The sequence below is a fragment of the Cognaticolwellia beringensis genome (assembly GCF_002076895.1).
Classification (GTDB): domain Bacteria; phylum Pseudomonadota; class Gammaproteobacteria; order Enterobacterales; family Alteromonadaceae; genus Cognaticolwellia; species Cognaticolwellia beringensis.
In genome coordinates this window covers 253560-274787 of record NZ_CP020465.1, presented here as the reverse complement: position 1 = coordinate 274787, position 21228 = coordinate 253560, and the positions used below count along the sequence as shown (strand labels likewise).

The window sequence follows — 21228 nt, the reverse complement described above, 5'->3', positions numbered from 1 at the left end:
GAATGATGATGACCACTTTGATTATTTGTTTATTTATCGCCGCAATACTGCCTTATATTGCCAAAATCCCGGTTGCCATTGCCATGAATAAATTGGGTGGTTACGATAATAATCATCCACGTGCACAACAAGCCAAGCTGACAGGCTTTGGCGCGAGGGCTTTTGCAGCACATCAAAATGCCTTCGAATCACTCATTATATTTGCCCCTGCAGTTTTGTTAGCCATAGCAACACAAAATACTGGCGCTTTTATCGAACAGCTTGCTATTACGCATGTTGTCGCACGCGTGCTTTATCACATTGCCTATTTAATCAATATTGGCGTTATTCGCAGCTTAATATGGGCCGTGGGTATTATAAGTGCTTTGGCTATTATCTACTTGTGTATCTAAATTAGGCCAAGCAAACGATAAGTAAGGCCTCACTCCGATATAAAGGCTAAAGTTATTGAGTTACTTGTAGCTAAATTCACGCTATAAGCCTTTTTTATAGGTTTAGAGAGAAATAGGCATAAAGAAACAGTTGTACTCTTGCGTGATGGTGGCTAAAGTAATGCTATGCAAATGACAAAACCACTTTTTTTCTTTAACGCTTTCTTTTTCTCAGTTATCTGAGCGCGCTTTAGGTTTTGGCATTCAATAAAAACCTCCACACGGAGGTTTTTTATTTTTAGTGATAGCAATAAACAAAATGAATAACAGGCAACACTAAAATATCAGAATTGCAGTAATTAAACTCATAACTACTTATTAGGAAAACGCGGTGAACGAAGCATTAGATTTAAATAAAATACGTGAAAAAATTACCCATCTCGATCAGCAGTTACTGGCACTATTTGCTGAGCGCCGCGCCCTCACTTTAAATGTTGCGAAAAGCAAAGCTCACCTTATTCGACCCGTTCGAGACCAACAACGCGAACAAGAGTTATTGATCCGCTTAATCACACAAGGTAAAACTCTAGGATTAGATGCGCATTATGTTACTAGTGTTTTTCAAACTATTATTGAAGATTCGGTGCTCAATCAGCAAGCTTACTTACAAACTTTAGCCAACCCTAATATGCAAGAGCCCGCAGTGAGTGTGGCCTTTTTAGGTGATAAAGGTAGTTACAGCTACTTAGCAAGCCATCGCTATTTTTCTCGCCGTGCAGAGAAAATTATTGAAAGCGGTTGCCAAAGTTTTGCTGAAATTATGCAGCAAGTTGAATCTGGCTCGGTTGACTATGGCATGTTGCCAATAGAGAACACCAGTTCAGGTAGTATTAATGAAGTTTATGACATACTCCAACATACTAATTTGTCGATTGTTGGTGAAATAACGCAACCCATTGAGCACTGTTTACTGACGGCCGTGAACACTAAGCTTAATAAAATTAAAACTATTTATGCTCATGGACAGCCGTTCGCCCAATGTAGTAACTTTCTTGATAAACAAAGCGATATTCGTATTGAATACTGTGAAAGTACGGCCGATGCCATGGCAAAGGTCTATGAATTACAAGATGATAGTGTGGCTGTAATTGGCAGTGAAGAAGGCGGTAATTTATATCAATTACATGCTTTGGAGAAATCTATCGCCAACCAAACTGAAAACCACAGCCGTTTTATTTTAGTCGCACGTAAACCTATTGATGTTGCTGAACAAATCCCAGCAAAAACCACCCTAATTATAGCAACGGGGCAAAAGCCTGGCGCATTAGTTGAATGCTTATTAGTATTGAAGAATAAAGGTATTAATATGTGTAAACTTGAGTCGCGCCCCATTCAAGGTCGTCCTTGGGAAGAAATGTTCTATGTAGATGTCGAAGCAAACTTGAAACACTTAGCGTTACAAGAAGCGATAAGCCAAATCACTGAACAAACAAATTTCATTAAAATTTTAGGCTGTTACCCTATCGAGCACATTAGCCCTACTAATGTACCGAGTAGCGCATTGCTATAAATACTGATTCTTAAAAATAATTAAGGGCAGTTGTACTGCCCTTAATTATATCTGTTTATTCTCAAATCAACTTATGCAACTGACTGATGACGATTTCTTAATCGAAAAATCACAGCACTCACGCTTAGCACAAACAATATAGGAACCGCAGCAAACATAATCGACGAAAACATAAACTGACCAATTAACAAGGTTAAGGTGATAAAGCACAGAGTCGGTAATAGCAACCAAAATGTATGTTCACTGGCACATAATTTAAAACCTTTATGCATAAAAAACAGCATGAATAAGCTAACAATGCTGGCGCTAATAGCGGTAATTGAGCCAGGGTAGTAATCAAGAATAAAGTCAGTATGAGGATGTAGGATACTTGGAACGGGTGCTAAATTTCCGATATGCACTAACCAAACTAATGAGCCCGCGATTAAACAGCCAAAATTAAATGACCAGAGTTTTTTGTTTACCTTAAACATCATTATTTTCCAAGCTTATTATTATTATTTCCCTCCTTTATATCTTATGTATGCTTTTTAATCAAGATGCTGTAATTTCATACTATTTAGATTAGAATTTTAAAACCGATTTAGTTAATTAATCGACTTGGTATTAATCAAAGACCGCTTTTAAATATTCCCCCGCTCATTGACGTCCTGTCACCACGGCATACCGTACATCCTGTTCCGCCGTTCATTGACGTCCTGTCACCACGGCATACCGTACATCCTGTTCCGCCGTTCATTGACGTCCTGTCACCACGGCATACCTTACATCCTGTTCCGCCGTTCATTGACGTCCTGTCACCACGGCATACCGTACATCCTGTACCGCCGTTCTTTGACGTCCTGTCACCACGGCATACCGTACATCCTGTACCGCCGTTCATTGACGTCCTGTCACCACGGCATACCGTACATCCTGTACATAAAAAAGCCCAATGAACATCGCTGTTAATTGGGCTTTATAACGTTATTCTTTGTCTACACTTTATTTGCCGTAACCTGTGCTTGTTGCCTTTCAATCTCTTGAGCAATAACTTGCGGTGAGCCTGTATTGCGACAAAGCCAATAATAAGCGCCGGGCACTATAAACAAGGTAAAAATACTTGCCATAGAAACACCAGCAAAGATCACCACACCGATAACCATTCGACTTTCGGCGCCTGGACCTACAGCGAAGACCAATGGTATTGCTGTGGTTACCGTTGTAAAGGTGGTCATAACAATAGGTCTTAGCCGTTGGGTAGCAGCAGCAATTAATGCCTCTTCAAAAGCAATACCTTTGTCACGCAGTTGGTTGGCAAATTCAACAATCAAGATGCCATTTTTAGCCGCTAAACCAATCAGCATTACAATACCAATTTGACTGTATATATTTAAACTCATTCCCATCAATTTAAGACCAGCTAAAGCGCCGACTAACGCTAAAGGTACGGTTAACATAATAACAAATGGATGAATGAAGCTTTCAAATTGAGCAGACAAAACCAAATAGGTGATGACTAAAGCTAAAATAAAAATAAAGGCGATAGAGTTACCAGACTCTTGTAATAATTGTGATTGCCCTTTGTAAGCCACTTGTGCTTCTTCAGGTAAGTGTTCAGCAACCGCATTATTTAGAAAGCTTAAAGCATCGCCAAGCGCATAGCCGTCAGCTAAATTGGCGCTAATCGTGACACTGCGCAGCCGATTAAAACGATTGAGCTGTGATGATGTCGCACTTTCTTCAATCGTGATCATGTTCGATAGTGGCACTAATTTCTGACTAACAGTGGAACGAACAAAAATATTATCAATGTCTTTAGGGTTAGAGAAATCGGTTTTTTCACCTCGTACCACCACATAATACTCTTCACCGCGTTCGACAAAGTTAGTCACGCGGCGTTGTCCAAGCATAGTCTCAAGGGTACGGCCAATATCGCCAACAGAAACGCCTAAGTCAAAGGCTCGATTGTGATCAATTTTTACCAGTAATTGCGGGTAGGTTTCTTTGTAGTCACTATCAATACCGCTTAAGTTTGGATTTTCTTGTGCTTTAGCAATAATAATATCGCGCCATTTTGCTAATTCTTCATAAGTATTACCTTGTAATACAAACTCAACCGGCGATGAAGAGCCACCACCACCCAAGCCTCGGCGCATCATTGCAAAAGCCCTAACATCAGTTACTTGTGCTAGTTCACCATTCATTTTATTAATAAATTCAAAAGTATTACTTATGCGATCTTCCCAAGCTGGCATGCCTACAATCGCAATACCACCTGAACCACCAAAACCAGGTACTCTGACAATAACGCGATCGAGTTCACCACTTTGTTGATGCACCAGTAATTTCTCTTCTATTTGCTGCATATTTTTAACGTTATTTTCATAACTTGCCCCTTCCGCACCACGCATCATAACAAAGAAGTTTCCTCTATCTTCTTTTGGGGTATATTCCGAAGGCAGCTGATTAAATAAGCCGTAAACAGCAAATAAGGATAAAATAATAACAATGAGTATCATCACGGGTTGATGAATACTGGCTTTTAATGAGCGACCATAAGCGGCTTCTAGCTTAGCAAAACCCTTATCTAATTTTTGGCCAAATGACGAACTACGCTTTTTATGCTTTAACATTTTCGAGCACATCATCGGCGTGAGAGAAAGTGCAGTTAAACTGGAGAAAATTACCGCGGCGGCTATCGCAATGGCAAACTCTGTAAACAATTGTCCTACGTTACCCGATAGAAAGATCAAAGGTACAAATACTGCGACCAAGACTAGCGTGGTAGCAATAACTGCAAACGCAACTTCCCGACCACCTTCATATGCTGCAAGTAATGGAGTTTGTCCTCGCTCAATTCGGCGATAAATATTTTCCAGTACCACAATAGCATCGTCAACAACCAAACCTATCGCTAAAACCATGGCAAGTAAGGTCAGTAAATTTATCGAAAAGCCGAGCCACGACAACACCATCATAGAGCCGGTTAACGCTACAGGTACCGTAACGGCTGGAATAAGTGTTGCTCTAACATTACCCAGGAACAAAAATATAACTAATACCACCATCAACATGGCAATACCCAATGTGCTATATACTTCGTCAATTGAGCCTTGAATAAATACTGACGAGTCATAACTATTGGTAATTGTTGTACCTAAGGGTAAACCGCCACGAATCGACATCATTTCTTTTCGGGCAGCTTTAACAACTTCTAAGGTATTGGCTTTTGACTGTTTAATAATACCTAAGCCAACCATGTTTTTGCCATTACCACGGAACATGTTTTCTTCATCTTCAGCCGATAAAGAGATTTTGGCTACATCGCCAAGGTAGACCAATGATTTATTATTATTGCGCGCAATAACCATCGTAGCAAAATCGTTTTCGGTTAAATAACTTCGTTCAACTCGAATTGAAAAATCACGATCAATTGATTCAACTTGTCCTGCCGGCAACTCAACATTTTCCGCACGTAAAGTTTGCTCTATGTCATTAACAGTTACGCCTCTTGCTGCCATTGCTTTTCGGTTTAGCAAAACGTTCATCGCATAAGTTCTGCCACCGCCGACCTGAACCCGCGCTACACCATCAACCACAGAAAAACGGTCAACAATATAACGTTCTGCATAATCAGTAAGCTGCAAGGTACTCATTGCTTCACTTTGTAAAACAAACCAGACAATAGTACTTTCATCATCATTGGCTTTAAAAACTTCTGGCGGATCAGCTTGATCAGGCAAGTTATTCAACGCGCGTGAAATTCTATCTCGCACATCGTTTGTGGCTGCGTCAATATCGCGGTCGAGTTCAAATTCAATCGAGATGCTAGAACGACCAACGCGGCTAGTTGAGTTTATTGATTTAACCCCTTCTACACCACTAATTCTATCTTCAAGGATTTGCGTTATTTTACTCTCGACAATAGCAGCCGATGCCCCAGGATAAGAAGTATTAATACTCACTACAGGAGGATCAATATCTGGATATTCTCGAAGTGGTAAGGTTAAGAATGCGACAATACCAAAAGTGATCAGCAGTAAATTTATTACTGTTGCAAAAACTGGACGTTTAACTGATAGGTCAGATAAAATCACGACTTATTTCTCCTGCGCACTTACAGTTGTACCATCTCGTAATTTTAAGGCACCCTCAACTACAACTTCAGTGCCAACTTCAACACCAGCAATAACCTCAACAAAACCTCGGTGACGACGGCCAATTTCTAATTTTTTCTTTATGGCTTTATCTGCTTCTACAATAAAAATAAAATGTTGATCTTCAATTGGAATAACCGCACTTTCAGGTACTTGTAGTATTTGCTCAACTTTGCGAACCACTTGCAGATTTAACAACATACCCGCGCGTAATTTATGGTCAGCATTAGGGATTTCGGCTCTTACTTTTAAGGTACGAGTTACGCTATCAATACGAGAATCTATTGAAGAAATTTTGCCAATAAATACTTTTTCTTTATAAGCCGTATTTGTCGCTTCTATGCGTTGGCCAATAGAAACTGTCGTTAAGTAACGCTCTGGAATTGAAAAGTCGACTTTAATAGTACTAAGATCATCTAAACTGGTAATAACATCTCCAACATTTATCAACGCACCGAGGCTAATTTCACGAAAACCCAATATTCCGGAAAATGGTGCTTTAATCGTAAATTCAGCGAGTTTTATTTTGGCACTTAAGAGCTGTGCTGAAATGGCTTTAGTTTTTGCTTCTTGTTGATCAACCAGTGACTGGGATGTTGCTTTTTGTTTATACAAATCTTGGAAGCGATTGAGTTGTGCTACTGACTCAGCAAGATTAGCCTGAAGCTCTTTAACCTTAGCCGCTTCTTCCCGGCTATTAAGGCGGACTAAAATATCACCTTTTTCAACAGTTTCACCATCTTGAAATAACACTTCATCTACTAAATCTGAATATTTACTGGTAATGAATACTTGCTCATTCGCCCTAGAAGTACCAACGGCCTCCACGGAGTCTTTAAACTCAGCTAAGGCTATTTGGGTAGTTTTAACAGATACAACTCGTTGATGTTGTTTTTTAGTAGTGGTATTTTCGGGCCATTGCAAATAAATCACTAAGGCAATTAATACTCCAACGAGCAATAACAAAGGTAAACGGCGACTAATAGCAGCAAACATAAACAAAATTCTCTAAATTTACGAAAAATTACAGTAGTATTACTATAACTTAGTTACTAAGAACGCTCGATACAACTTAGCCTAAGATTTAAGGCTTTGGTCGCAAATTATAAAAAATAATTAACTTTGTGATTATTAAGATATAATTTAATTATACCTACGCTAAATGAAGAATAGCTTGTATTCGCCATTACTTCATATTTTACATTTTAAGGATTGAACTCGTGAAAATTATTGCCTCAATTATTGTCGTTTTGTTATTGCTCAGTGGTGGAGCCCTTTGGTTTTTAGCTAACGGCTCATTAAATGACTACATTAAAAACCAAATTGAAACTGTTGGTACTCAAGTAACTGAACAGTCGGTGACAGTTAAAGCTGTGGATATTAAGCTTACTAGCGGTGCGGGTAGTATTTTAGGCGTTAACTTAGCTAATCCCAAAACTTATAGCCAACCTAACGCCTTTGCTTTAGAAGAAATAACACTTGATATTAATTTAGAAAGTTTAACCTCATCACCCATTATTATCGATGCCATCGTCATCAAGTCTCCACAAGCTTTTGTGCAGTTTACCCAAACTGGCGGTTCTAATATTCAAGATATTTTAGATGCCATCGAACGTAACGCACCTAAAGCTGATGCCAACTCAGCTGATAAAACGAGTGCTGATGAGCCAAAAATTAAAGTCAGTAAAATTATTCTTGCGGGTACCGCGCTAACACTTGATTTAAGTGCATTTGGTAATAAAGAGCACAGCGCAACATTACCTGACATTACGTTAAATAATGTGGGCGGTGATACTGGTTTACCTGCAAGTCAACTGGGTAGTGAGATTGTAAAACAAGCATTATCTAAAATTTGGCAACAAGCTAAGGCAACACAAAAGAAACAATTAACAGATGATGTTAAAGAAAAACTAAAAGAAAAAGCCAAGAAGAAATTAACTGACTTATTTGGTTAAGCTTACTTTTAGTGCTATAAAAACCTAGCTAAAGTTACCCGCTACCTTTGGCTAGGTTTATAACAATAACAAATCATAGGACACGTTGTAATGAAAGTAAAAAATCCATTAAAACCACTAGCAATTCTCTGCACTTTGTTATGCTCAAACGCTGCACTAGCAGAGCAATACGAAATTAGCGTTATGGTTGGACAAATGTACGGTTCTGATTTGGTTGCCAATGATGATAGTGACATTAATGTTGATTCAGGTAGCAATATTTCTATTGGGTTGGCATGGCAAGAGAATGTTAACGGTCTAGGACAGATACTACTGAACCGTGTTAGCCATGACTTTACCGACCAAAATGAAACTAAAAATACATTAGATATTACTTATGCTCACTTCAATGGCGTAGCTTTATTTCGCCAGCAGAAATATGTAACGACCATGAGCTTAGGATTCGGTGGTGCTTATTTTGATGCAGAACAAGGCAGTGATGAGTTGTATCCTTCAGCAAGCATTGCCTTTGGTACTCGTTACGAGTTTTCGGAACGAGTAGCTTTAGTGACAGAATTACGTGCCTACGCGACCTTAATTGACGAAGATGACGCCATTTTTTGCTTACAAGATATTTGTGGTGCAAATTTTACCGATTCATTATGGATAGATAGTTCAATTACTGTTGGTATTGCTGTTAAATTTTAGATCATTTACTGAGTTCATCTATCAATATCAGTCTGAATTATCTTAAAACCATTATTTTATCAATGAAAGTGCTTAACACAGTAATGGTTTACTATTCAAAAACGTAAAATTTACAACATCAACCTTGGTTAGCTTAAAATCACTATCACTATCGCTATAACATAGCTGAAATATCGGCTATTAAAGACACCTTAGGGCGCTCGATAATACGACCAATTTCTTTATTATTTTGATAAACAATAAAAGTTGGCGTGTATTTAATATCGTGACTTTTTGCTGTGCCACTTGGCTCTGACTTGGCATAGTCGAGACCAAATAAGCGAGTGGATATATTAGAACTTTCAGCCAAAATCTTTAAAAACTTAGGTACTTCTCGCTGACTGTCATGGCACCAAGTGCCAAAGTAAACTTCTACCTGTAAATCTCTTGGCCAAGTATGAATTTCAGTAACTTCAGCACCAGACAACTTAACAATTTGGTAACTTTGCTGGAAAGATTGATGATCCCGCAATAATTGCTGTTGGCTTATTTCACCAATAGCCATACTATTTTTCTCTGCAGGACTATAAGCGCAAGCAGAAACAAAAACCAAAATAATACCTATTAAAATAGCTGAAAACTTGTTCATTGCTGCCCTTGTTTGAATTACTTATTTAGTGCTTCTTTAGCTGATCTGCTTTTATTAACATCTCTTTGCTTTCCTGCATGAAAATATCGGCATAGTCACCAAACCAATCAGCAACTTGTGTAAACATTTTTGTAAAAGCTTCTTTCTCATTTAATTGCACGTCTTCGAGCAATTCTAAAAACCGATAAGCAAAGCGCTTCATCATAGCAATGTTATCCTGATTGGCAAAAATAATATCGGTATAGAGTATTGGGTTTTGCGCAAATAAACGTCCTACCATAATCAACTCTAGGCGATAAATGGGTGAACTCATCTCAACTAACTGTGCTATATCAGCGCCTTCAGACATTAAATGGTAACCATAGGCAATAGTCGAGAAATGTCTCATAACTTGTACCATAGACATCGCTTGATCATGAGTGTGTGCTGCAACAGGATGAATTTTTGCACCCCACACACGAAATTGCTCTAGTAGCCAATTATATTCTTGAGGAAAACGCCCTTCACAAGCAATAATAGTTTGTTTAACTAAACCGGTAACATCAGGCCCAAACATTGGGTGTAAGCCAACAACAGGGCCGGCATGCACTTTCATCATTTCATACAGCGGCGCTTCTTTAATACTAGTAACATCGGCCAAAATACAATCTTCAGGCAATGAACCTAATTTTTGGATCACCATAGCGGTTAATCGAATAGGTACAGCAACGATGACCAAACTCACATCAGCTAAAATTTCATCACTATTTGGCCAGTCTGCTTGCTCTAAAGACTGAACTTGATAATGAGAACGGTTAAATAAATCAACAAAAATTCGCCCTAATTGACCTTCTCCACCAATAACAACAACTTTTTTACAATCTGGGTGAACACATCGGTAGCCACTTGCATCTTGACTAATATAAGAGTCTTGCATCAAGCGGCGGAGAATATCTTCAATTAACTCTGGTGACAGCCCAACCTCTATGGCTTGTTGTCGACGAATCTTTAATAAATTAGCTTCTCGTTCGGGAGCAAAAATCGGTATTCCAGCTTCGCTTTTCAATAAACCAACTTTCGTGGTAACAGCACGACGCCGAGCTAATAACGCAACGAGTTGACTATCGATATCATCAATTTCATCACGTAATTCACCTAATTGTTGCTCAAATGTAAGTTCGTTATTCATTACTAGCGATTCTTCCTATTAAAGAACAGTTAATTAATACGCTTCTTTAAAGCAACTTCAAGTTTAGCACTAGCCGCTGAGATAAGCTGTTCAGTCGTATCAAAATCAATACAAGCATCAGTGACAGAAACACCATATTGAAGTTGTTCAAATGGTAGATCAGAACTTTGATTTCCTGAGTTAATATTACTTTCTAACATGATACCAATAATTGTCTTGTTGCCTGCACAAATTTGATCGAAAACATTGTCGGCCACAATGGGTTGGCGGCGGTAATCTTTATTAGAGTTACCATGAGAGCAGTCGACTACGATACCAGGTTCTAAATTTTGTTTTGCTAATTCTTCTTCACATAAAGCAACATTTTCTGCATCATAGTTTGGTTTTTTCCCGCCTCGCAAAATAACATGCCCATCAGGGTTACCTGACGTTTTAATTAAGGCTACTTGCCCTAAGCGATTAATACCCATAAAACGATGTGACGACGCCGCTGACTGTAAGGCATTAATAGCAACGCCAAGACCTCCACTCGTACCATTTTTAAAACCAATAGGCATTGATAAACCACTAGCCATTTCTCGGTGCGTTTGTGACTCTGTAGTGCGAGCACCAATGGCCGACCAACTAAATAACTCTGCCAAATATTGTGGGCTGATAGGATCGAGCGCTTCAGTCGCCAAAGGCAGTCCTAATTCAGTTAAATAAATTAATAATTCACGTGCTTTACGAAGACCACTTTCTACATCAAATGAACCATCCATATGCGGGTCATTAATAAGGCCTTTCCAACCAACAGTAGTGCGAGGCTTTTCAAAATAAACTCGCATAACTATGTACAAACTATCTTGGTACTTATCGTGTAATACTTTCAATTTTCTTGCATAAGCTTTTGCGGCTTCAAGATCATGAACAGAACAGGGACCAGCGATAACTAATAAACGATGATCTTGTTTGTGAATAATATTAGCGATGATGTTTCGAGCGTTTTTAACAAAAACACGTCCCGCTTCCGGTAGGGGTAACTCTTCTCGCAAAGCATTAGGAGTAATGAGTACTTCCTCGGCGTTTACGTGAATATCATTTAATCTGCTTTTAGGCATTTCAGTTGCGACAGGCGCAGTTAAGGTTGAGTTTGACATGATTCTTTCCTGAATTTAGAGCAATTAATGTAAGTAGTTAAGTAAAGTATTTTTGGCTAGCAGCTATTGTCTGCTAATAACTAGGTCGCTAGAAATGCGACTAGATAAAGTATGGGAGGTAATAATATTGATATAGCAGTTTGTACACTTTTTATGACCTTTCAACTGTAAATTTAAGTTTACTTAATTCGTATCATTTATATTACACTATAATTTACTCACGTACAGCCCTATTTCGAATAATAGTGGATAAAAAAAAGCGCCTTTCGGCGCTTTTGTCTTAATAGCATTAAAGTTTAGCCATGAACGATACGATTACTGACTAGGTTATCAACTACCGCAGGGTCTGCCAAGGTAGAAGTATCACCTAAAGTATCGAGATCATTCTCGGCAATTTTACGCAGAATTCGACGCATAATTTTTCCTGAACGCGTTTTAGGTAAGCCTGGTGCATATTGAATGTAATCCGGCTTAGCAAAACGACCTAATTCTTTCGCAACAAATTCAGTTAATTCTTTTAGCAGCTCATCAGACTCAGTCGCATTATTCATTAGGGTCACGTATGCGTAAACACCTTGACCTTTAATTTCATGCGGATAACCGACTACAGCAGCTTCAGCAACTGCCGGATGCAATACTAACGCACTTTCGATTTCAGCAGTGCCTAATCGATGACCTGAGACATTTAAAACATCATCAACACGGCCGGTAATCCAATAAAAGCCATCTTCATCTCGTCTCGCACCGTCACCGGTAAAGTAATTTCCTGGATATTGGCTTAAATATGTTTGATAGAAACGTTCATGATCACCATAAACACTGCGTAATTGGCCCGGCCAGCTGCCTGTTATCATTAATAAGCCTTGGTCTTCGCCTTCTAGAGTATTGCCGTCTTTATCAAAAAGTGCTGGCTTAACACCGAAAAATGGTTTGCCAGCCGCACCTGGTTTCATATCAACCGCTCCTGGCAGGGATGTAATTAATATACCGCCAGTTTCAGTTTGCCACCATGTATCAACTATAGGACAATTATTTTTACCCACAACTTCATAATACCAATGCCACGCCTCAGGATTTATCGGCTCACCAACTGTGCCTAAAAGACGTAACGATGATAAGTCTGCTTTTTCAACAAAGCTATCACCCACACTCATGAGTGCGCGTATCGCTGTTGGTGCTGTATAAAACACATTAACTTGATGTTTATCACACACTTGCCAAAATCGACCAGCATCTGGATAAGTAGGAACACCTTCAAAAACAAGCGTTGTAGCGCCGTTAGCTAATGGTCCGTAAAAAATATAAGAATGACCGGTGATCCAACCGGCATCGGCTGTACACCAATAAATTTCGCCTTCTTTATAATCGAATACATATTTATGGGTCATGGCAGCGTAAAGTAAATAACCGCCACAAGTATGCAGAACACCTTTTGGTGTACCTGTCGATCCTGAAGTATATAAAATAAACAGAGGATCTTCTGCATCCATTACCTCAGGCTCACATGCGGCAGGCAGTTTGGCTACTTCTTCTTGGTAATTAACATCTATTTTATCATTCCATGCCACATCGCCACCAGTACGTTGCACAACGATAACAGAATGAACACCTGGGCAATCGGCAACAGCGGCATCAACATTAACCTTTAACGGTATAACACGGCCACCACGGAGACTTTCATCTGAAGTCACTACAACTTTACAGTCAGCATCAATAATACGTGAACGTATCGCTTCAGTAGAGAAGCCACCAAACACCACTGAATGCACAGCACCTATTCGGGCGCAGGCTAGCATAGCGTAACCAATTTCTGGGATCATCGGCATATAAATACAAACACGATCACCTTTTTTCACGCCACGTGCTTTTAATAAATTAGCAAAACGACAAACATGATCATGTAACTCTTGATAAGTTATTTTTTTATCATCGCTAGGGTCGTCACCTTCCCAAATAATGGCGGTATCGTTGGCTTTACTGACTAAGTGACGGTCAATACAGTTATAACTAACATTTAATTTACCACCTGAAAACCATTTAATATCAGCAGTTTTCAGGTCGACATCTGATACGCTATCCCAAGGTTTATACCAATCAAGAAACTCTTCTGCTTGCTCAGCCCAAAAAATATCAGGTTGCTCAATAGACTGCTTATACATAGCGTCATATTTATCTGAATTAATGTAAGTGTGAGCTTTTGCCTGCTCTAATACGGGATAACTGCTTTTGAGTTCTTTCATGCTTAATCCTTGAAATCTAAATATTGAATGGCTAAACACACGTATAATTATTGACTGAGCCTAACTATCATGCTGTTTTACTTCCCAACATCATAGCCTAAGTTTGGGTGCTGTAACACACCACTAAAGTCGAATATTTCAGAATTTGTGAGCTTAATGTGCTAGAAATTAACATTCTATGGATATTGCAGACACGAAAATATAACGTTTGAAAATAAACAAAATATTTAAATTAATAGGATAGAAAGATGCCTCAAACGAAAGGTTGAGGGGGCAACTATAATACTTTTTAACTCTTGTACTTGCGAAGGCCCATAAAACATAAGATTAAAGAAAATAAACCTAAAGTTGAAGGCTCTGGCAATTGCACGGCTGATTGCACCGCAACTGTTGCTTTTACTGCAGGTTCTTCAAAAGTTGATACTCTATAGGTAAAAAATGATTCATCACTTCTAGCTTTGGGTGCTCGGTAAAATTTACCTGCGGAAACAACTCCGGTATTTTTGTTGCTGGAATAATAAGCCATATATTGCTTGTAGTAATTCCCTGAGTAATCGCTAGTAAATCCCTTCACACCGGTCCATTTGCCGCCTTCTGTTGTAAACTCCCCTAACACTTTCATTTCGTCAACATGTTTAAAGTAAATATCTTTAGGGTTGTTATAAGTATAATTTTCTTTAACATTAATAGCACGACCATAGATATCGTTACCAGCAGAGTCGGGGTTGAAGTAAAACTCGAAGTTCGTGAGTAAGTCACTTACCATTTCACCATCAGCGAACAGCCAATTAGCATTTAAATTAGCAAGGTAATGTTGATATTGAACTAAATTCATTGACCGCGTAAATGACAGATCAAGCCACTCTATATTTGTTTTACTATCATAAGTAATACCACCTGAAACACCTTCATAATCACGTTCGATTAACGTAGCAGAGACGATTGAGGACCAAAAAAAGGTAATAAGTAGTAACTTGAGTAAAAAAGGGCCGCGCATGGATTTTCTTCCTCGAATATATTTATATTATTTTTATTTTTATAAAAAATACAACGTTGAGAAACACTTAATCCATTAACATTTCGGTTACAAACTTACACATCTTTAGTTACACATGCAATTATTATTCGATTTTTTATAAGTAAAAGCCATAAGTTACATTGATTTACTCTCTGGTAAAACCAGCGATACGAGTGTCTATTTATTGTAATACCCAGTTGTTTAATCACTATTATCGAAAAAATGTCACAAAAAAACCTGTTTGGTTTCCCAAACAGGTTTTTCTCATCATCTTTCTTTACTAAAAAATTAGCAGATATTGCTCTAGTTAAAGAGGAATTATCTTTTGCCCAATTTCTCTTTGATACGTGCAGATTTACCTGAACGCTCACGAAGATAGTAAAGCTTAGCTTGACGTACATCACCGCGACGTTTGATTTCAATTGAATCAACGATTGGGCTATGTGTCTGGAATACACGCTCTACACCAACACCGTTCGAGATTTTACGAACAGTGAATGCAGAATTGATGCCGCGGTTTTTAATAGCAATTACAACACCTTCAAATGCTTGAAGACGTGATTTATCACCTTCTGTAACTTTTACTTGTACAACAACAGTATCGCCTGGGCAATACGCTGGTACATCTTTTTTCATTTGCTCAGCTTCAAGCTGCTTAATAATATTACTCATAATACCTTCTTCCTAGGGTTCACAGTCATCAGTAGCATTTTTGTTATCAGCTTTAATGGCTGTTAACATTTTTTGCTGCTCTGCTGTCAGAGCTAGGTTAGTTAATAATTCTGGTCTTCTAGTCCACGTTCTTTCTAACGACTGATATTGGCGCCATTGCCTAATATGCTCGTGATTACCACTTAATAACACTTTTGGAACAGACTTAGCTTCGTTAGCCGAAACGTCCATAACCTCTGGCCTAGTGTAATGTGGACAATCCAATAAACCGTCAGAAAATGAATCCTGCTCAGCCGATTGTTGATGTCCTAATACTCCGGGCACAAAGCGTGCTACGGCATCGATTACGTTCATAGCAGGTAATTCCCCACCACTCAACACGTAATCGCCGACCGACCATTCTTCGTCAATTTCAGACTCAATTAGTCGTTCGTCTATACCTTCATAACGTCCTGCTATAAATATCAGTCGGTCATGTTGTGCTAATTCACGTACACCAGCTTGGTCCAATTTCCGTCCTTGCGGCGACAAATAAATAACCTTCGCTCTTCCCTTTTCTTTAATAAGATCAGGGCTGCTATCTTCATCTGCAGCTTTTCTTGCAGCTTGAATAGCATCACGTAATGGTTGCACCATCATAAGCATCCCAGGTCCGCCGCCGTAAGGTCGGTCGTCCACTGTACGATGTTTATCATGAGTAAAGTCTCTTGGGTTCCACTTGTGGAACTCAATTAAGCCATTACGAATCGCTCGGCCTGTCACCCCATACTCAGTAATTGCGTCAAACATCTCAGGAAAAAGGCTTATCACCCCAATCCAGATTTTCTTATTGCTAAGCTTGTTTGTTGATACACTATTACTCAAGTTAGAAACCTGGGTCCCAGTCAACACAAATTTGTTTATCTTCAGCGCTTATCGAAAGTATAACTTGGTCCATTAAGTAAGGTATTAACCTTTCTTTCTTCCCAAAGCCATCTTTCAGATTAGCTTTAACAACCAGTACGTCGTTAGCGCCCGTTTCCATTATGTCGGAAACCTGACCAAGGTCGTAACCTTTATCAGTAACTACCGCCATGCCGATTAGATCACGCCAATAAAACTCACCTTCTGGTAAGTCTGATAACGCGTCTTCGCTGACAAAAATTTCAGAACCAACAAGCTTTTGGGCTATATCACGGTCATCAATTCCTGCAACTTTAACAACAAGACCATTGTTATGTTTGCGCCAATCGGTAATTTCTACTGATTGAATCTTATTCCCTAATTTTAAAGACCAAGGAAAATAGTCTAGTATGGCTTCTTGGTCATCTGTGAATGAATGAATTTTCAACCAACCCTTGATACCGTAGACTGCGCCTACTTTACCTAAAGTGACATCTTTACCAATTACTTCCACAACAAACTCCTAAAACCTACCAATTTAATTTAAGCTGCTTTTTGAGCATCTTTAACTAATTTGGCCACACGATCAGATACAGTTGCACCTTGACCAACCCAATGGTTGACACGGTCTAGGTCTAAACGTAATTTTTCCGCTTGACCTTGCGCTGTAGGGTTGAAGAAACCAACTTTCTCGATGAAACGACCATCGCGAGAGTTACGGCTATCTGCAACAACAACCTGATAGAATGGACGCTTCTTTGCGCCGCCACGAGCTAAACGAATGGTAACCATATCGTCCTCTATATAATTTAAGTGTTAAAACGAATTTTCCAGACATTTCTATCGCCTCAGCGACAGAAAAGCTCGCGTATTTTACGCTTTCCTGCTGATAAAGCAACCTAAAGCTAGTGTTAGATTAATTATTTCGTAAATTAGTTACTGCTAATATTAATATAACGGGTATAATCCACGCCTGCAAAACTAAGCGCCATAGCAGCTGCGCGATAAATTAGCCCATTCTGGCTGGATAAACTATGACTCAACTCGCAAATAATAGTGTAAAAGGATTAATACTGGCAATGACCACAGCAATTATGTGGGGAATACTGCCTTTGGCGTTAAAATCTGTTTTAGTATTAATGGACGCTTATACTATTACTTGGTATCGATTTTTCTTCGCAGCATTTTTCGTGACGTTATTACTGTCTACCAAAAGAAAGATACCCAGCTCAGTGTTACAAAGTGCCAGCATAATGAAACAACTCTTTTTTGCTGCCATACTTTTAAGCCTAAATTACATACTTTACTTAGTTTCGTTGCATTACATACCGGCAGAAACAGCACAAATGCTCATTCAGATGGGCCCTTTTTTCATGTTGTTGGGTAGTGTAATTGTAATGAAAGAGCACTTTAGCCGCGGCCAAATGGTGGGGTCATTTGTGCTTATCTTAGGTTTAATATTATTTTTTAATCAACAGTTTATAAAGAATAGTGGTATTGATAACCACGCATTTTTACTTGGCTTTATCATTATGTTTGGTGCTGCGGTAACATGGGCAGCCTATGCCATCATTCAAAAACAAATGTTACGTTATTACAGCTCTAATCAAGTAATGTGGTGTATCTATCTATTGAGCGCACTGTTTTTTTTACCGCTAGCAAGCCCACAGCAAATAACAACATTAGATGATACCGCTTTACTGTTATTGTTTTTTTGCTGTGCAAACACACTTATTGCCTACGGCACTTTTGCTAAGTCATTAGAGTACTTATCAACGGCTAAAGTAAGCGCAACACTGGCTATAACACCATTATTAACCGTGGTTTTTGCCACTTTAGCTGAACAAGTTTGGCCACAAACATTCCAAGCACAACATTTAAATACTCTAGCTTATATAGGTGCTGGGTTCGTGGTTTTAGGTTCAATGCTAACCGCCCTCGGTGAAAGAATACTGAACAAAAAGAATATAAATTCAGTTAAAGCGTACTTAGGCTTAAAAAACAAAAGCGCTTAACATCTTCTTTATGGGAATATCTATTACCTATAAAATGCGAATTTACCAATTGATTTAACTGAATTTTCTTCACTTTTTTTTGAAGACAAAAAAGGTAGCGATATGCTACCTTTTTTAGTTCTATAGAATGCTGTAGAGATAAAAATTAACGACCAAAAGGACCGCCGCCCATGCCGCCGCCTGGAGGCATCATACCTTTCATTGAGCGCATCATTTTTTGCATGCCGCCTTTACCAGACATTTTTTTCATCATTTTTTGCATTTGAGTAAATTGTTTTAGCAGTTTATTTACATCTTGTATTTGTGTACCAGAACCAGCAGCAATACGACGCTTGCGTGAGCCTTTAATTATATCAGGACGTTGACGTTCAGCTTTTGTCATGGAGTTGATCATCGCTTCCATACGAATGGTGACTTTATCATCCATTTGGCCTTTAACTTGCTCTGACATATTCCCCATACCTGGCAACTTATCCATTAGACCCATCATGCCACCCATACTTTTCATTTGTACGAGTTGGTCTCGGAAATCTTCTAAGTCAAAACCTTTACCACTTTTTACTTTTTTAGCGAGTTTTTCGGCTTGCTTACGGTCAACTTTTTGCTCTACTTCTTCAATTAAAGAGAGTACATCACCCATACCTAAGATACGTGAAGCTATTCTATCTGGATGAAATGGCTCTAAGGCCTCAATTTTCTCACCAACCCCCATAAACTTGATTGGCTTGCCAGTAATATGGCGAATAGACAATGCGGCACCGCCGCGGGCATCACCATCAGTTTTAGTTAAGATAATACCCGTTAGCGGTAAAGCATCATTAAATGCTTTTGCTGTATTGGCAGCATCTTGACCTGTCATGGCGTCAACGGTGAACAAGGTTTCAATCGGTTTAATGGCGGCATGAAGCTGCTGGATTTCAGCCATCATCTCACCGTCAATATGCAAACGGCCGGCAGTATCGACAATCACGACATCAAAAAAGTTTTTCTTCGCGTGGTCAATTGCACTATTGGCAATATCGATAGGTTTTTGTTTAATGTCACTTGGGAAAAAGCCCACGTTAATTTCAGTGGCCAACATTTCTAGTTGTTTTATCGCGGCAGGTCGATAAACATCGGCACTCACCACTAATACTTTCTTCTTTTCGCGCTCAGTTAAAAACTTAGCTAACTTAGCAACAGAGGTAGTTTTACCCGCCCCTTGTAAACCCGCCATTAAGACAACAGCTGGCGGCGTTGCTTTTAAATTAAGGGCTTCATTAACTTCACCCATCGCCGATTCAAGTTCTTTTTGAACTATTTTTACGAAAACTTGCCCAGGCGTTAAACTTTTAGAAACGTCTTGCCCAACAGCACTCTCTTTGACTTTAGCAATAAACTCGCGAATGACAGGTAAGGCGACATCAGCTTCTAGCAATGCCATTCGCACTTCACGTAAAGTGTCTTTTATATTGTCGTCAGTTAGACGACCACGGCCACTGATATTTTTTAGTGATTTCGTTAAACGATCGGAAAGATTCTCAAACATAAAGGACTCAAATATTAACTTTGCGCAAAAAATTAGCTCTATTATACCCGTACAATTAATTAGCGAAAGTATAAGTTATGCTTTTAAGCTAATGACATACCTTAATAAAGAAAATAAAAAGCAGGCATACAGTTCAATAAGAGGATAATACTTTATGGTAAACTGTTGTAACTATGCCAATTTGGCCTTTGCTTAATCTGCGCTTATATTCTAACGCTTATAGCCCTTCAACCTGCGCGTAAACTGTTGATATAAAATAAACAATAGTTATGGAGTCTGATGGCTATTCTGCTAGAATCTCAATATTAGCAAGCTTATGAACAGTTTTTAATTTTTTCGGAGCTCTTTGTGGAATTTTCAAGTATCACTTCATTTACTGCCTTTGTCTGTTACAGCGTGGCGACAATATCAATTTTATCTCGCTTGTTTCACCCTAAAGGGCCGAATTTAATTATTACTTTAATTTTTGCCTGCTTGGCAATAATTTTTCATGTGTTAAGCAGCTCACAATTTTTAAATACACATAACCACCTTAACTTTTCTCTACCTAATGTCGTTTCATTGGTTAGTCTAATTATTACTCTAGTTATTTCAGCGATCGCTTTACGCTTTAAAGTTAATTTGTTATTACCCGGAATCTACGGTTTTGCTGGTCTTTGGCAGCTCGCTATGATTTTTATTTCTCCCGTCGGTAATATGGAAATTGTTTCAGATAAAATTGCGATGTTAAGCCATATTACATTTGCCATTATCGCCTATTGCATCTTAGTTATTGCGACGCTTTATGCCTTCCAAGTAGCTTATATAAATACCAAGTTAAAGAGTAAAAACCTCCAGGCCGTCCACCACTTACCACCTTTAATGCAAGTAGAGCAGCAGCTATATATTATCCTGCTATTTGGTAGCGTCTGCTTATTGTTCAGCCAAGTATTAGGTTTTTTGTTTCTTGATGGTATGATCTCAAAAGAAAATGCTCATAAAACAATTTTATCTTTAATTGCCTGTACAATTTATTTCGTCACGCTATGGGGTCACTATAAACAAGGTTGGCGTGGCCAACGTGTGCTGACATTAACGGTAATTGCGACATTTATACTTACATTGGCTTATTTTGGTAGTCGATTTGTGAAAGAATTTCTCTTATTATAAATTTTAGCGTATAAGTTAACTTTGTATTACTTTTCCAACTTGGCGAAGTAATACCACTCGCAATTAA

18 protein-coding genes and 1 pseudogene are annotated in these 21228 nt (G+C 38.8%); 6 read left to right on the top strand and 13 right to left on the bottom strand.

The features are described 5' to 3' along the window. The first annotated feature begins 8 nt into the window (after positions 1-8). Both B5D82_RS01140 and pheA read left to right on the top strand, forming a co-directional pair. Positions 9-392: an MAPEG family protein gene (locus B5D82_RS01140; protein WP_081148542.1), complete on the top strand. Its 384-nt coding sequence runs from the start codon at positions 9-11 to the stop codon at positions 390-392. A gap of 370 nt (positions 393-762) precedes the next feature. Then, positions 763-1893: pseudogene (gene pheA, locus B5D82_RS01135) on the top strand (prephenate dehydratase); the annotation flags it as partial. Between the two features lie 119 nt (positions 1894-2012). Here pheA and B5D82_RS01130 read toward each other — a convergent pair. The 3 genes from B5D82_RS01130 to B5D82_RS01120 all read right to left on the bottom strand — a co-directional run bounded on the left by B5D82_RS01130 (position 2013) and on the right by B5D82_RS01120 (position 7076). Then, positions 2013-2417: a hypothetical protein gene (locus tag B5D82_RS01130; RefSeq protein ID WP_172820614.1), complete on the bottom strand. Its 405-nt coding sequence runs from the start codon at positions 2415-2417 to the stop codon at positions 2013-2015. Between the two features lie 501 nt (positions 2418-2918). After that, positions 2919-6020, bottom strand: coding sequence for an efflux RND transporter permease subunit (locus tag B5D82_RS01125; protein ID WP_081148537.1), 3102 nt, complete (start codon positions 6018-6020; stop codon positions 2919-2921). Positions 6021-6023: 3 nt separating this feature from the next. Next, a complete protein-coding gene (locus B5D82_RS01120; RefSeq protein WP_081148535.1) occupies positions 6024-7076 on the bottom strand; it encodes an efflux RND transporter periplasmic adaptor subunit in 1053 nt (350 codons plus the stop codon). A gap of 224 nt (positions 7077-7300) precedes the next feature. Here B5D82_RS01120 and B5D82_RS01115 point away from each other — a divergent pair, with 224 nt between their 5' ends. Both B5D82_RS01115 and B5D82_RS01110 read left to right on the top strand, forming a co-directional pair. Continuing rightward, complete coding sequence (locus tag B5D82_RS01115; RefSeq protein ID WP_081148533.1) at positions 7301-8035, top strand: DUF748 domain-containing protein; 735 nt, start codon at positions 7301-7303, stop codon at positions 8033-8035. A 90-nt stretch (positions 8036-8125) separates the two neighbouring features. After that, the gene (locus tag B5D82_RS01110) at positions 8126-8722 is read left to right on the top strand and encodes an outer membrane beta-barrel protein (protein ID WP_081148532.1); all 597 of its coding nucleotides are present in this window, start codon (positions 8126-8128) and stop codon (positions 8720-8722) included. A 154-nt stretch (positions 8723-8876) separates the two neighbouring features. Here B5D82_RS01110 and B5D82_RS01105 read toward each other — a convergent pair whose 3' ends face one another. From B5D82_RS01105 to rpsP, 9 genes are all read right to left on the bottom strand, one after another. Further along, positions 8877-9350 carry a thioredoxin family protein gene (locus tag B5D82_RS01105; protein ID WP_081148530.1) on the bottom strand — a complete coding sequence of 158 codons (474 nt, stop codon included), beginning with the start codon at positions 9348-9350 and terminating at the stop codon, positions 8877-8879. A 25-nt stretch (positions 9351-9375) separates the two neighbouring features. Then, entirely contained in the window at positions 9376-10518 is a 1143-nt protein-coding gene (gene tyrA, locus B5D82_RS01100; RefSeq protein ID WP_081148529.1) for a bifunctional chorismate mutase/prephenate dehydrogenase, read from the bottom strand. A gap of 29 nt (positions 10519-10547) precedes the next feature. Next, positions 10548-11618: a 3-deoxy-7-phosphoheptulonate synthase gene (locus B5D82_RS01095; protein ID WP_081154229.1), complete on the bottom strand. Its 1071-nt coding sequence runs from the start codon at positions 11616-11618 to the stop codon at positions 10548-10550. Positions 11619-11953: 335 nt separating this feature from the next. Continuing rightward, a complete protein-coding gene (gene acs / locus B5D82_RS01090) occupies positions 11954-13897 on the bottom strand; it encodes an acetate--CoA ligase (protein WP_081148527.1) in 1944 nt (647 codons plus the stop codon). 289 nt (positions 13898-14186) lie between these two features. Beyond that, positions 14187-14894 (bottom strand): PEP-CTERM sorting domain-containing protein, encoded by a 708-nt coding sequence (locus B5D82_RS01085; protein WP_081148526.1) that lies wholly within the window; start codon positions 14892-14894, stop codon positions 14187-14189. Between the two features lie 339 nt (positions 14895-15233). Beyond that, positions 15234-15587, bottom strand: coding sequence for a 50S ribosomal protein L19 (rplS, locus tag B5D82_RS01080; protein WP_081148524.1), 354 nt, complete (start codon positions 15585-15587; stop codon positions 15234-15236). Between the two features lie 12 nt (positions 15588-15599). Beyond that, the gene (gene trmD, locus B5D82_RS01075) at positions 15600-16409 is read right to left on the bottom strand and encodes a tRNA (guanosine(37)-N1)-methyltransferase TrmD (RefSeq protein WP_081154227.1); all 810 of its coding nucleotides are present in this window, start codon (positions 16407-16409) and stop codon (positions 15600-15602) included. Between the two features lie 43 nt (positions 16410-16452). Next, positions 16453-16983: a ribosome maturation factor RimM gene (gene rimM, locus B5D82_RS01070; protein ID WP_425429873.1), complete on the bottom strand. Its 531-nt coding sequence runs from the start codon at positions 16981-16983 to the stop codon at positions 16453-16455. A gap of 29 nt (positions 16984-17012) precedes the next feature. After that, positions 17013-17261, bottom strand: a complete 249-nt coding sequence (gene rpsP, locus B5D82_RS01065; protein WP_077286254.1) for a 30S ribosomal protein S16 — start codon at positions 17259-17261, stop codon at positions 17013-17015. Between the two features lie 242 nt (positions 17262-17503). On the opposite strand from rpsP, the gene B5D82_RS01060 reads away from it, so the two are divergent. Beyond that, positions 17504-18484, top strand: coding sequence for a DMT family transporter (locus B5D82_RS01060; RefSeq protein ID WP_081148523.1), 981 nt, complete (start codon positions 17504-17506; stop codon positions 18482-18484). 145 nt (positions 18485-18629) lie between these two features. Here the strand turns inward: B5D82_RS01060 and ffh are convergent, their stop codons facing one another. Next, positions 18630-20012, bottom strand: coding sequence for a signal recognition particle protein (gene ffh, locus B5D82_RS01055; RefSeq protein ID WP_081148521.1), 1383 nt, complete (start codon positions 20010-20012; stop codon positions 18630-18632). Between the two features lie 348 nt (positions 20013-20360). Between ffh and B5D82_RS01050 the strand changes: the two genes are divergently transcribed. Next, a complete protein-coding gene (locus B5D82_RS01050) occupies positions 20361-21161 on the top strand; it encodes a cytochrome C assembly family protein (protein WP_081148519.1) in 801 nt (266 codons plus the stop codon). Positions 21162-21228 lie beyond the last annotated feature (67 nt).